Annotated in this window: 15 protein-coding genes and 4 pseudogenes; 6 read left to right on the top strand and 13 right to left on the bottom strand. The window is 70.6% G+C overall.

All coding sequences use genetic code 11. From position 1 onward, the window contains the following. From ACZ3UD_RS37175 to ACZ3UD_RS37155, 5 genes and pseudogenes are all read right to left on the bottom strand, one after another. On the bottom strand, positions 1-699 hold a 699-nt coding region (locus ACZ3UD_RS37175; RefSeq protein ID WP_465598370.1), incomplete at its 3' end, for a trehalase-like domain-containing protein. Further along, entirely contained in the window at positions 696-1,331 is a 636-nt protein-coding gene (locus ACZ3UD_RS37170; RefSeq protein WP_465598367.1) for a class I SAM-dependent methyltransferase, read from the bottom strand. The genes ACZ3UD_RS37170 and ACZ3UD_RS37175, both read right to left, overlap by 4 nt. Then, positions 1,328-1,564, bottom strand: a complete 237-nt coding sequence (locus ACZ3UD_RS37165) for a hypothetical protein (RefSeq protein WP_465598364.1) — start codon at positions 1,562-1,564, stop codon at positions 1,328-1,330. Before ACZ3UD_RS37165 ends, ACZ3UD_RS37170 begins: the two co-directional genes overlap by 4 nt. 111 nt (positions 1,565-1,675) lie before the next feature. Then, a pseudogene (locus tag ACZ3UD_RS37160) lies at positions 1,676-2,008 on the bottom strand (molybdopterin-dependent oxidoreductase); the annotation flags it as partial. Between the two features lie 814 nt (positions 2,009-2,822). Continuing rightward, positions 2,823-3,236, bottom strand: a complete 414-nt coding sequence (locus tag ACZ3UD_RS37155; protein WP_465598361.1) for a methyltransferase domain-containing protein — start codon at positions 3,234-3,236, stop codon at positions 2,823-2,825. 17 nt (positions 3,237-3,253) lie between these two features. Here ACZ3UD_RS37155 and ACZ3UD_RS37150 point away from each other — a divergent pair, with 17 nt between their 5' ends. Then, entirely contained in the window at positions 3,254-4,174 is a 921-nt protein-coding gene (locus tag ACZ3UD_RS37150; protein WP_465598358.1) for a helix-turn-helix domain-containing protein, read from the top strand. Between the two features lie 108 nt (positions 4,175-4,282). Here the strand turns inward: ACZ3UD_RS37150 and ACZ3UD_RS37145 are convergent. The 4 genes and pseudogenes from ACZ3UD_RS37145 to rpmB all read right to left on the bottom strand — a co-directional run. Further along, a pseudogene (locus tag ACZ3UD_RS37145) lies at positions 4,283-4,400 on the bottom strand (30S ribosomal protein S18); the annotation flags it as partial. Between the two features lie 20 nt (positions 4,401-4,420). After that, a complete protein-coding gene (locus tag ACZ3UD_RS37140) occupies positions 4,421-5,617 on the bottom strand; it encodes a CobW family GTP-binding protein (protein WP_465598355.1) in 1,197 nt (398 codons plus the stop codon). Then, complete coding sequence (gene rpsN, locus ACZ3UD_RS37135) at positions 5,614-5,919, bottom strand: 30S ribosomal protein S14 (protein ID WP_465598352.1); 306 nt, start codon at positions 5,917-5,919, stop codon at positions 5,614-5,616. The genes ACZ3UD_RS37140 and rpsN overlap by 4 nt, the downstream gene beginning before the upstream one ends. Beyond that, positions 5,919-6,155: a 50S ribosomal protein L28 gene (gene rpmB / locus ACZ3UD_RS37130; RefSeq protein ID WP_465598349.1), complete on the bottom strand. Its 237-nt coding sequence runs from the start codon at positions 6,153-6,155 to the stop codon at positions 5,919-5,921. Before rpmB ends, rpsN begins: the two co-directional genes overlap by 1 nt. A gap of 263 nt (positions 6,156-6,418) precedes the next feature. On the opposite strand from rpmB, the gene ACZ3UD_RS37125 reads away from it, so the two are divergent. The 5 genes and pseudogenes from ACZ3UD_RS37125 to ACZ3UD_RS37105 all read left to right on the top strand — a co-directional run. Further along, positions 6,419-7,390, top strand: coding sequence for an ATP-binding protein (locus ACZ3UD_RS37125; RefSeq protein ID WP_465598346.1), 972 nt, complete (start codon positions 6,419-6,421; stop codon positions 7,388-7,390). 30 nt (positions 7,391-7,420) lie between these two features. Next, a pseudogene (locus tag ACZ3UD_RS37120) lies at positions 7,421-7,582 on the top strand (hypothetical protein); the annotation flags it as partial. A gap of 25 nt (positions 7,583-7,607) precedes the next feature. Further along, the gene (rpmG, locus tag ACZ3UD_RS37115; RefSeq protein ID WP_350741047.1) at positions 7,608-7,772 is read left to right on the top strand and encodes a 50S ribosomal protein L33; all 165 of its coding nucleotides are present in this window, start codon (positions 7,608-7,610) and stop codon (positions 7,770-7,772) included. A 29-nt stretch (positions 7,773-7,801) separates the two neighbouring features. Continuing rightward, a complete protein-coding gene (locus tag ACZ3UD_RS37110; protein ID WP_465598341.1) occupies positions 7,802-8,053 on the top strand; it encodes a type B 50S ribosomal protein L31 in 252 nt (83 codons plus the stop codon). Between the two features lie 30 nt (positions 8,054-8,083). Beyond that, a pseudogene (locus ACZ3UD_RS37105) lies at positions 8,084-8,703 on the top strand (GTP-binding protein); the annotation flags it as partial. A gap of 19 nt (positions 8,704-8,722) precedes the next feature. Here ACZ3UD_RS37105 and ACZ3UD_RS37100 read toward each other — a convergent pair. The 4 genes from ACZ3UD_RS37100 to ACZ3UD_RS37085 all read right to left on the bottom strand — a co-directional run bounded on the left by ACZ3UD_RS37100 (position 8,723) and on the right by ACZ3UD_RS37085 (position 11,050). Further along, entirely contained in the window at positions 8,723-9,025 is a 303-nt protein-coding gene (locus tag ACZ3UD_RS37100; RefSeq protein WP_465598338.1) for an ArsR/SmtB family transcription factor, read from the bottom strand. 106 nt (positions 9,026-9,131) lie between these two features. Beyond that, positions 9,132-9,434, bottom strand: coding sequence for a hypothetical protein (locus tag ACZ3UD_RS37095; protein ID WP_465598335.1), 303 nt, complete (start codon positions 9,432-9,434; stop codon positions 9,132-9,134). Between the two features lie 256 nt (positions 9,435-9,690). Beyond that, the gene (locus tag ACZ3UD_RS37090; RefSeq protein ID WP_465598332.1) at positions 9,691-10,185 is read right to left on the bottom strand and encodes a Fur family transcriptional regulator; all 495 of its coding nucleotides are present in this window, start codon (positions 10,183-10,185) and stop codon (positions 9,691-9,693) included. Between the two features lie 28 nt (positions 10,186-10,213). Then, complete coding sequence (locus ACZ3UD_RS37085; RefSeq protein ID WP_465598329.1) at positions 10,214-11,050, bottom strand: metal ABC transporter permease; 837 nt, start codon at positions 11,048-11,050, stop codon at positions 10,214-10,216. Between the last annotated feature and the right edge of the window lie 232 nt (positions 11,051-11,282).

Genomic DNA, 11,282 nt, shown 5'->3' with positions numbered 1-11,282 from the left:
CACCTCCTCCTGCCAGGGGCCGCGGTAGCCGACATGGAGGTCGGACCAGGAACGCCAGCCCTCCCTGGTGTCGCTCAGCCGCCGTCGGATCCGCCACGGCCGCCAACACGCGGGTTCCGGCTCCCAGGCCGGTCCGATGTGCAGGGCGAAGCCGAGGCGGTCGCCCGCCCGCAGGGTGATCCGACCGTGTGCGGTGGACCCGCTCACCGTCAGGTCGGCGGAGCTGGACAGTATCAGCGTGTGCGCACCGCCGTAGGCGGCGAGCCCTCCGCGCACGGGCGAGATCACCGGGTGGATCAGCCCGAACTCGGGCCGGGGCGCGTACGTGATCTCCAGCGTCACTTGCCCCTCGTCGCAGGCGGCCTGCCGCAGCAGGACGCCGGGAGAGGCCGTGCCGAGCGCGTGGCCGCGTTCCCGCCGTCCGAGGGCGAGTGCGTCGAGCAGCACCGCCGTTCCGCCAGGCGTACGGAAGGTGGTCTCCAGGACCATGGTCCCCTCCAGGTACCGGCGGCTCACGTCGGCCGGATCCACCGGCCGGATGGACCAGTGGCCAGCGTTCTCGTCGAGCAGCCGCGCGAAGATCGCCGGGCTGTCGAAGCGCGGCAGACACAGCCAGTCCACCGAGCCGTCGGAGGTGACCAGGGCGGCCGAGCGGCAGTCGGACAGCAGAGCGTGGTCACCGATCGGCCGCGTGCTCACCGGACACGGTTCCGGATGAGCGAGAGGAAGCGTCGTCGGCCGCTGACCCACTGGTCGTCGAGCCGCAGCCCGAGCAGGTCGGCGGCCCTGCGGACGGTCGGCGCCCCCACCCGTGCCCAGGGAAACGGCGGGCCTCGGTGGCCGCGGGTGTCCTCCACCCACGCAATGCAGCGCTCGTCGCTGTCGCGCCGGTCGACCTCGATGACCAAGACCCCGTCCGGGGCGGCGAGCTGGACGCAACGGCGCAGCAGGGCGTGCGGGTCGCCACCGATGCCGATGTTCCCGTCGGCGAGCACCAGGGTCTGCCAGTCTCCCTCGTTCGGAAGCGGGTCGAACACCGACCGGCGCAGAGCGGCCGCGCCGAGGGCGAGAATTCGGGCGACGGCGCAGGGTGCGATGTCGATGCCGAGGGCGACGACGCCTCGGTGGGTGAGCGCCTGGGTGAGGCGGCCCGGTCCGCAGCCGATGTCGAGGACGGGGCAGGTGCAGCGTTTGACCAGGGTCTCGTCGGCCGTGCTGGGATCCGTGTCCAGGCGGTGCAGCGTCAGTCGGGGGCGTTGCCCGTCCGCCGGCCGCAGGTACAGCGGCCCGCGGTCGGTATGCAGGGGCTGCATGTGGGGGTCGTCGGTCATTGCGGCTCCGGACGGGCGGTCCGTCGGGCGCGGCGCAGGTTGAATGCGAAGACGATCGCTGCCGCGCCGAACAGCACTGCGGTGATCGCCAGCCATCGGCCGAGGTAGGCGTCTTCCGGCAGCCGCGTGTCGCCCTGGTAGGGGATCGACAGATTGAGGATCAGGGGAAACCACACGAGCAACAGGACACCGGACAGGAAGGCGGGCACGCGCAGATAGTTGATCCACGGCACCGCAGGAGTGCGTTCCGGGCGGTGGCGAAGCACGGCCTGGGCCGAGAGGTCCGCGAGCGAGTACAGGGGCAGCAGGATCAGGTCGTGGCCAGCGGACGAAGCGTGCCATGGTCAGGTCCTGAAGGTAAGTCGGTGCACCCACTTGGTGTTGTTCACGCAGGGGTTGGCCGGGACGATGATGCGGGCCGGGTAGCCGTGGTCGAGTGAGAGGTCCGCGCCGTTGACGCGCAGGGCGAGCAGTGATCGGGGGTCGTGGATCTGGTTGCCCCGCAGCACCACCGAGCTGTAAGGGCCGGGTGGTTGGACGGATTCCACCAGGACGCTTCCGGCGTCGGGGACGCCGGCCAGGGCGGCGAGGTCGGCCAGCCGCAGGCCGCTCCAGTCCTGGTCGGAGGTGGACCATCCCTCCACGCAGGCGATCGGCAGTACGGCGGCGTGCTTCTCGTCCGATCTCGGGCGTTGCCGGCCGCCGGAGCTTGAGGTGCCAGGAGGCCCTCCGCCGCTGTCCATCGGCCACTTCCTTCGTGCCCAGGCTGCCTCGCAGCGGGGTGGGCCGAAACCCACGCGTCGGTGGTGCTGGTCAAGTCGCCAGCTACAAACTGGCACGGATCGGGTCGGCTGTCCGCGTCTGGCGTCCATACGGGTGTCCGCCGCCAGCCGAACGGTCGAACCGGCGCTCCGCACGACTCGACGGATCCCCGCACGGTGGCCTCATGATGGTGGAGTGCGACGCCTCAGCGCATGGCGCTGCCCACGGCGCAGCGCCTGGCCGCACCGCGCTGACCAGGGAAGTGTTCTGGTTCGTCGTCATCGGCGCCGCCTCCACGGCGGCCCAGGCCCCGCTGTACTGGGCGCTGCGCCACTGGTCGCCGCCCATCCCGGCCAACTTCGCCTCCCTTTTCGTCGTCACCGTCCCCAACACGGAGGCCAACCGCCGGCTGAGCTTCCGCGGATCCGCGGTCCAGGCCCCCGGGCGCATCTGCCCGCGGGTGGCCTGGTCGTCCTGGCGTACCTGGTCACCTCAGGCGCCGCCGTCCTGCTCTTCCGCCACTACCAGCCCACCGCCTCACCAGCGGCGGAGACCCTGGTCGTATTGGGCAGGTCGTTTGAGAGCCGGTCGGGCAACGAGGGTGAGAGCCACCTTGGCCGGGGGCGTGACACGCCCGCGTTCGGAGGAATGTCGTCGACCGCTCCACTTGGCCGCGACACGCTACGGTCCTTTGACGTCCCGGTGCGGTCGTTCCCGCGGGGCTGTCGGCTACGGGCTACTGATGGGGCTGCGGGTGGCCCATACCTCCGCGAACATGCCCCGGTCGATGTGGTCGACTTCGAACCCAGCGTCGGCGACTGCGTCAGCGAACGCCTCGGCGTCCCACACCGTGTACCAGCGGCGTCCGTCGGGCTCATCGAGCCAGCCGGTGCGGCCGACGGACCTGACGCACGCGTACAGCTTGCCGCCGGGGCGCAGTAGCCCGGCGAACTGGCCGAGCACGTCCACGGTCTCTGACTCGCGAAGGTGCACGAGCGATGCGCAGGCCCAGATCCCGTCGACCGTTCCAGCAGGGAATTGAAATCCGATGTCGCGCAGGTCGCACTGTGAGGTGGGTGCGTGGGCGTTGGCCATGGCGACGAACACCGGGTTGAGGTCGGGCGAGACCGACGAGGTCGACACCAGTTCACCCTCACACAGTGCCTCTCACCAGGGCGGATGAGGTTATCGGCAAGGGCAAGGTCGCGAAGGCATGGGGTGTCCCCAAGCCGGCGCTGAAGAACGCGGCGGAGCAGATCCGCCGGATCCGGGCGGGAACGGACCGTTCGCTGGCCCGTGACAGGCCGCGCTGTCCCGAACCGGTCGGTTCGTTCTACGGCTTCCCCTGCAAGGTCCCGGTCGAGCCCGGAATGGACGTCTGCTACCAGCACCGCCGGGTGAAGGCCAACCCGGGCGCGGATGTGACCTCTTATGCTCTGGCTGCCGTGCAGGCCCACGCGAGCTGGAAGGACCTGCGCGAGAGCATCAGGAGTCTCGATAGACGAGCACTGCAGACCGAACGCCTGCGGCTCTTCCGTGCCTTCGAGGCCAAGGCTTCGATGACCGAGGAGGTCTACCGCCTCGCCTCCCTGCTCCTACCTTCCGAGGATCCGGCCACACAAGCCCGCCGCGCCCTGGGCCTGCCCGGACCCAACGACGGAATCGGCGACGCGGCCCGCCTACGCGGACTCGGAGTGCTCCTCGCCGCCGCGGAGGCAGCCGCACTCAATCTGCCCACCGGACTCCCCGAGTCCAAGAACAAGCCCAAGTCTCCTTCGGCCAACGACAAGGCCAAGAACGACGAGCCCCTGCTGTACTCCATCACGGAGGCCGCGAAGCGCCTGGGAGTGAGCGCGGCCTGGCTGCGTTCGGAGTCCGCCGCCGGCCGCGTCCCGTACCGGCAGATCGGCAGCCACCGCATGTTCAGCGAGGACGATCTCGCGCAGATCGTGAAGGACTCGTACCGGCCCAGCAACGGAAGGACCTGGGATCGGCGGCCCGTTCGAGCAGCCTGGCTGCGGCCGTGTCCTCGGGCAAGGTCACCAGTTGCTCGACCTCGCGTGCGCTGGCGACCGTGGTGAACACCTGCGTGGTGGACAGGCCCGGCATCCGGAACGGGGCGTTGACGAGGTGAAACGGCTCCAAGGTCACCACGAGACCGTGGCGGGGCCTGTCCCTGGGGATGGCAGCGATGAACTTCCGCAGGAGGTTGGTGTCCTTGTAGTCGATGTAGGTGATGCCGGCCTCGGTCAGGGGGTTCGGGCGGGGCTTGGCGGGTCGCCCGGCTCCGGTGCGCTTGGCCGCCATGTCGGTACGTCCTTCCGTGGTCAGGAGACTGGGTCGAGCAGGTCCTCGAAGGCGTCCGGCAGGGCCTTCCAGCCGGGTTCCCCGACCAGCAGCTCGGTGTCGGTCAGCAGGCAGGAGTCGAGCAGTTCGGTGATCCCGTCGATATCCAGCCCCTCTGCGGTGAAGCTGAGTTGCTGTATCCGGTCGCCGTTCAGGGGGTGCCAGTCGAGGGCGGCCGCGGCGCGCCGGGCGGGCGGGTAGAGGTCCCAGGTGGCGTCGGGCAGGGATGCCAGCCAGGGGCCGCACTCTTCGACCGCGAGATTGGCTCCGGCGGCGTCCCAGGCGAGCATCAGGTCGGGCCGGTTGGCCAGCCAGAACCGGCCCCGACTGCGCTGGGCCGCCGGGACGAGTTGCTCCAGTGCCTCGTACAGCCGGGCGGGGTGCAGCGGACGTCGACGCTCCCACACCAGGGTGGCCACCCCGGCCTCGTCGCGTTCCTGGGGCAGCAGTGCGATGGCCGGGTTGACCCGGTCCCGGGCGGCGGCGACGTCGAAACCGCCGAGCGCCGCGTGGATCAACGCTCCGGCGCCGAGTCGCACGATCCTTGCGGTGGAGTGGAGTTGGTGCAGCATCGCGAGCCCGGCCCGCCGTTCAGGGGTGTCCCCTTCGACGCCCGCGCGCGGGACGGCGAGGACGGTGGCGTACTCGATCTGATGGGCGAGCGCCTCGGCCCGGGTGCGGGCATCGTCAGCGCTGGTGTGCAGACCGTGCTCGGCGAGGTCGTCCGACACGGAGAGTTCGCCGATCAGCCGCAGCGGGTCCACCGCCGTGACCACGCCGGCAAGTTCGACGGAGTCCGCCATGCGGCGGTCGCCGACCTCGCTTTCGGCGATCAGCTCGACGGCCGGGTGCGGGTCGCTGCCGCCCCAGAGCTCGACGACGACCAGGCGGTGGCGGCCGCGATCGGCGAGGCGCAGCAGCGCTGGCAGGAAGTCCTCGCGCAGGGCGCAGCACGGGCAGTCGTTCGTGAGCGCCGCCGTGGTACGGCCCAACGTTGCTTCGGCGTCGCGCACTTCGCGGTGGACGATGCCGCGGGAGGCGTCGCGCAGGTCGTGGTGCAGGACGAGCGCGTCGGCGCAGCCGTCGAGCAGCTCGTCGACGGCCCGGCGGCGCTCGTCCTGGTGCAGGCCGGCGACCACCACGACGGGGAGTTTGGCGTGCTCGGACACGGCGTTCACCAGCTGGACTTGCGGACGCCGGGCAGCTGTCCGGCGTGGGCCATGGTGCGCAGGTTGATCCGGGACAGACCGAAGGCACGCTGGTAGCCGCGCGGGCGGCCGTCGACGCTGTCGCGGTTGCGTACCCGGGTCGGGCTGGCGTCCCGGGGCTGGCGGGCGAGCTCGCGCTGGGCGGTGACGCGCTCGTCCGGGCTGCTCGCCGGGGAGGCGATGACGCGCTTGAGCTCGGCCCGGCGTTCGGCATACCGGGCGACGGTCGCGCGGCGCTGCTCGTTCTTGACGATCTTGCTCCGCTTGGCCATCAGACCTTCTCCCCCCGGGCCCGGATCCGGGCGACGGCGGCCTCGATGCCGATCACGTCGACGGTCTTCACACCCTTGGCGCTGAGCGTGAGCCGGACGTACCGGCCCTCGCTGGGCAGCCGGTAGCGCTTGCGCTGGATGTTGGGATCGAAGCGGCGCCTGGTGCGCCGGTGCGAGTGCGAGATCGCGTTGCCGAACGCGGGCTTGCGCCCCGTCAGCTGGCAGTGGGCGGACATGACCGACCTCCGTTCGGTGGGCTGTGCGGCACCCAGACTAGCCTAAGTGAAAACGGATTTCATTTCGTTCTGGCCGGACCCATCGCGCACCAGGCGAACTCGGGGCGGGTCGACCCGCTCGCGACCCCCACCTGCAGGCCGCCGGATGGCGGCACACCTTCGACCATCAGCCCGCCATCACAGGCGATTTGACATCGGATCGCCTCGTGGTCGACAGTCGAAGACGTTAATGGTTTTCATCTTCGACAAGCTCCGAGGTGCACGTGAAGGTTGCATTCGTCGGCAAGGGCGGCAGCGGCAAGACAACGCTGTCCTCGCTCTTCGTCCGCCATCTGGCCGCGTCCGCGCGGACCGTCGTCGCCATCGACGCGGACATCAACCAGCACCTCGCCGCGGCGCTCGGCATGAGCGAGGACCAGGCGTTCCTGCTGCCCGCGCTCGGCGAACACCTCCCGGAGCTCAAGGAGTACCTGCGCGGCAGCAACCCGCTGATCTCCTCGGCTACTGCCATGGTGAAGACCACGCCACCCGGGCGGGGCTCACGCCTGCTCCGACCCGACGGCACCGACCTGGTCCACCAGCGGTTCGCCCGAACGGTGGATGGGGTGACGCTGCTGGCCACCGGGGCGTTCACCGAGGACGACCTCGGCGTGGCCTGCTACCACTCCAAGGTCGGAGCCGTCGAGCTCTACCTCAACCACCTGGTCGACCAGCCCGGCGAGTACGTCGTCGTCGACATGACCGCCGGCGCCGACTCCTTCGCCTCCGGCCTGTTCACCCGCTTCGACCTCACCTTCATCGTCGCCGAACCCACCCGCAAGGGCGTGTCCGTCTACCGCCAGTACCGCGACTACGCCGCCGACCACTCCGTCGCGCTCGCCGTGGTCGGCAACAAGATCACCGGCCCCGAGGACGTCGAGTTCCTCCGCCGGCACGTCGGTGACGACCTGCTCGTCTGCCTGGAGCACTCGCCCTACGTGCGAGCCCAGGAGCAGGGCCGCCACGCGCCGCTCGACCGCCTCGAAGACGCCAACCGGGCCGCCCTGGACCGGCTGCACGCCGCCGTGGACGCCCGCCCCAAGGACTGGACGGCCTTCCAGGCGCAGGCCGTCGCCTTCCACCTCAAGAACGCCACCGCCTGGGCCAACGCCGACACCGGCGAGGACCTGACCCGGCAGATCGACCCCGCGTTCGTCCACGGGCCCACCGCCCTGCGAGCCCTGTCCCTCAACTGACCGACTCCGAGCGCTCCCGTCAACTGCCGTCACGTCGCCGCCTTCCGCCCGGATGCCGAACACGGCGACGCCTACTGCGAGTTCACCTCCCTGCACACCCAGATCCTCAACCAGACCCCGAGCTGCGCAGCTGCTGACCTGCCGCTCCGATCAGCGGGTGCGGACGTCGCCGGACTCCCGCACCCGCTCTGAACCTTCCCACCACGAGGAGGACGTCATGGCACGCAACGAACTGCGCCCGATCATCAAGCTCCGCTCCACCGCGGGCACCGGCTACACCTACGTGACCCGCAAGAACCGCCGCAACGACCCCGACCGCCTGGTCCTGCGTAAGTACGACCCGGTCGCCCGCCGGCACGTCGACTTCCGCGAAGAGCGCTGACCCCGAACCGGCCCGACAGGAGTACGCCCATGAAGCCCGGAATCCACCCCGCCTACCGCCCGGTCGTCTTCCGCGACAAGGCGGGCGGCCTCGCCTTCCTCACCCGGTCCACCGCCACCAGCGCGAACACGATCGAGTGGGAGGACGGCAACACCTACCCCGTCATCGACGTCGAGATCTCCTCCGCCAGCCACCCCTTCTACACCGGCACCTCCCGCGTGGTGGACGTCGCCGGGCGGGTCGAGCGGTTCAACCGCCGCTACGGCACCACCCGTAGCTGACCCCAGGACCACCCGCGAGGAGACCCGCGCGTGTCCCGGCCCACCACGCCCGCGCCACTTCCCGTCACCGTCCTGTCCGGCTTCCTCGGCGCGGGCAAGACCACTCTGCTCAACCACCTGTTGCACAACCGCCAGGGCCTGCGGGTCGCGTGATCGTCAACGACATGAGCGAGATCAACATCGACGCCGCCCTGGTATGCGACGGCGGAACGCTGTCGCGTACCGAGGAGCGCCTGGTCGAGATGACCAACGGCTGCATCTGCTGCACCCTGCGCGACGACCTGCTGGAGGAGGTCGACCGGCTCGCCCGCGCCGGCCGCTTCGACTACCTGCTCATCGAGTCCAGCGGCATCTCCGAGCCCATGCCGGTCGCCGCCACCTTCGCCTTCGCCCGCGACGACGGCGCCACCCTCGGCGACCTCGCCCGCCTGGACACCATGGTCACCGTCGTGGACGCCGCGGGCTTCCTCCCCGAGCTGCACACCGGCGACGAACTGACCGAACGCGGCCTGGACCAGTACGAGGACGACGAACGCACCGTCAGCGACCTGCTCATGGACCAGGTCGAGTTCGCCGACGTCATCGGCCTCAACAAGACCGACCTGGTCACGTCCACCACGGCGAGCCGACGCGCGACGCCGTTCTCTCGCCGGCCCGCTGACCGCCCGCTCAGTCCTCGGACGCGTGCCGGATCGCGTCCAGCACGATGTGGGCGATGTGCCCGTCGGTGAGCGAGTACTCGATCTCGCGGGCCCGGCGGTGCGCGGTGACGATCCGCGAGGTCCGCAGCACCCGCAGGTGCTGCGAGACCAGGGGCTGGCTCACGCCGAGCGCGTCCACCAGTTCGTGGACCCGGCGGTGCCCGCCGGACAGCTCGCGCACGATGCCGAGCCGGACGGGTGCGGCGAGCGCGCGCAGCAGCTCGCTGGCGGCCTGGAGTTCTCTGGAGGGCTCGCCCGGGGCTGAATCCATCGCCATATGCATACCTTAGTACCTGGCAATGAGTTTCAGTTCTGCCAAGGGGTCACCGAAAACCGGGGGCGGACCGAAATCGGCCCGCCCCCGCCGTCACTTCGGATCAGTGGTCGTCCCAGTGCCCCTGGTGCAACGCGTGCCGGTGGCCGTCGTGCACGTAGTCCACGTGGTCCTCGTGCGGCACCGCGACATGGCCGCAGCCCTCGCCGTGCTGGTGGCCATGGCCCTCGTGCACGGCATGCGCGGCCGCCACGCACTCGTCGACATGGCCCTCGTGCGTGCGGTGGATGTGGGTGTCGTGCGCGTAGTCGACATGGTCCCCGTGGGCGAAGGCGACATGGCCGCAGCCGTCGCCGTGGACGTGGGGGTGATCGGTGTGGGTGTCGTGCTGCGTCTCGGTGAGCATCGGGAAACTCCCTCTCCATGGAGCGCGCCACATCCGCCACCGGACAAGCACCCCTGGCGGCGTGGTGCTATGCATGACATCTAGGAGTCAGCATATATCTATCTCTGCATATGTCAGCGAGATCCCCTGAGCCGGCCGTTCTGTTGGTCTGGCCGCTCGCCAACGTGCTGCCGGGCTGGCACTGCGGAACCAGCCTGGACATGACAGGCCCCCTTCGGCGCTGACGTAGGTGGTGATGACCGCGGTGTGTGGTGGGTCAGTCGGCGGTTCTCGCGGCGGCCTGGCAGGTCATGCAGATGCCGGTGAGTTCGACGGTGTGGTGGACGTCGGCGAACCCGGACATCGCGGCGATGTGGTCTGCCCATGCCTCGACGTTGGTGGAGTCGACCGCCCGGCTCAGGCCGCACTGGCGGCAGATCAGGTAGTGCCGGTGGTCGGTGCCCGGTCGGTAACGGAAGAGCCGTTCGCCGTTGGTGTCGCGCACGACGTCGGCGCGGCCGACGGCGGCGAGCGCGGTCAGGGTGCGGTAGACGGTGCTGAGACCGACCCGGGAGCCGGTGGCGAGCAGGCCGGCGTGCAGGAGTTGGGCGCTGACGAAGTCCTCGCAGCCCGCCAGGGCCCGCAGGACCTCGGCACGCTGCGGGGTCAGGCGACCGAGCCCATCGCCGCTGAGCTGGTCAACCACGGTGGTGCGCCGGCTGGTGGCCCGCTGGAAGGCCGCCGTCAGCGCGTTGGTCTTCGCCTCGGTCACGGTTTCACCTCCGGTTGTCGCGGCGCGGTCAGGCGGGCGCCGGCTGGGCGGCGCGGGCCGGGCGGACGAGGAAGGTGGCGGCGTAGACGGCGCTGGCGGTGGCCATGATGGCGAAGCTCGGCGGCAGCTTGGGCACTGCCGCGCTGAGCAGCAGGCCACCCCACATCTCCGCGACGGCGAGCCCGGCGGACAGCGCGAGCGCGCGGAACGGCCGGTCGGTGAGCCGGATGGCCGCGCCCGCCGGGGCGGCGAGCAGGCCGAGCAGCAGCAGTGAGCCGACCGCCTGGGTGGCCTCGCCGGCGGTCGCGCCGACCAGGGCGAGAAAGGCGAAGCCGAGCAGCCGTACCGGCACCCCGCGTGCGGCGGCCACCGCTTCGTCCAGGGTGGCGAACAGCAGCGGGCGGGCGATCAGCAGTACGACCAGGCACACCGCGCCCGCGACGGCGACCGCGACGGTGGTCTGGTTGCCGTGCAGGCCGAAGATCGAGCCGAACAGCACGCTGGTCCCGGCGCCGCCCTGGGCGCCGCTGCGGGAGGTGGTGTAGACGGTCAGGAAGAACGCGCCCAGGCCGAGGATCCAGGCGAAGACGCTGCCGATCACCACGTCGTCGGCCCGCCCCTTGCGGCCGAGCCCGCCGATCAGCAGGCCCACCCCGATGGTCGCGGCGAACAGCCCGAGCCGCAGGTCGTAGCCGCCGGCCAGGGCGGCCATCGCGCCGGTGAACGCGACGTGACTGAGCGCGTCGCCGGTGAAGATCTGGGCCCGCAGCACCAGGAAGTAGCCCACCAGCCCGCACGCCAGCGCGATGAACGTCCCGGCGAGCAGGGCGTGCTGGAAGAACGCCTGGGTGATGACGGTACTCATGCGCCCACCTCTCCCCCAGCCTCCGGCCGGGGGTACCCCCACCGCTCGGCAGGGGCATTCGCCCACACGCACCCCTTGATGATGAGCTCTCCCCCAGCCTTCGGCCGGGGGTACTCCCATCGCTCGCTCATGCGGCACTCCGTAAGTTGTTAGGCGGCCCGGGAGGGCCGGATGTGGCTGATGCGGTCTTGCCTTCTGTGGCTCCCGAGGAGTGGCCGTCCGGCTCTCCGGG

This window comes from Kitasatospora sp. NPDC023118 (assembly GCF_055560875.1).
Note: the sequence above shows the minus strand (reverse complement) of the source record. Positions and strands in the feature narration are given on the sequence as shown.

Coding starts and splice junctions, on each gene's coding strand:
- ACZ3UD_RS37170 (WP_465598367.1), bottom strand. CDS start 1,331: ATGACCGACGACCCCCACATGCAGCCCCTGCATACCGACCGCGGGCCG.
- rpsN (WP_465598352.1), bottom strand. CDS start 5,919: ATGGCCAAGCGGAGCAAGATCGTCAAGAACGAGCAGCGCCGCGCGACC.
- rpmB (WP_465598349.1), bottom strand. CDS start 6,155: ATGTCCGCCCACTGCCAGCTGACGGGGCGCAAGCCCGCGTTCGGCAAC.
- rpmG (WP_350741047.1), top strand. CDS start 7,608: ATGGCACGCAACGAACTGCGCCCGATCATCAAGCTCCGCTCCACCGCG.
- ACZ3UD_RS37110 (WP_465598341.1), top strand. CDS start 7,802: ATGAAGCCCGGAATCCACCCCGCCTACCGCCCGGTCGTCTTCCGCGAC.
- ACZ3UD_RS37100 (WP_465598338.1), bottom strand. CDS start 9,025: ATGGATTCAGCCCCGGGCGAGCCCTCCAGAGAACTCCAGGCCGCCAGC.
- ACZ3UD_RS37095 (WP_465598335.1), bottom strand. CDS start 9,434: ATGCTCACCGAGACGCAGCACGACACCCACACCGATCACCCCCACGTC.
- ACZ3UD_RS37085 (WP_465598329.1), bottom strand. CDS start 11,050: ATGAGTACCGTCATCACCCAGGCGTTCTTCCAGCACGCCCTGCTCGCC.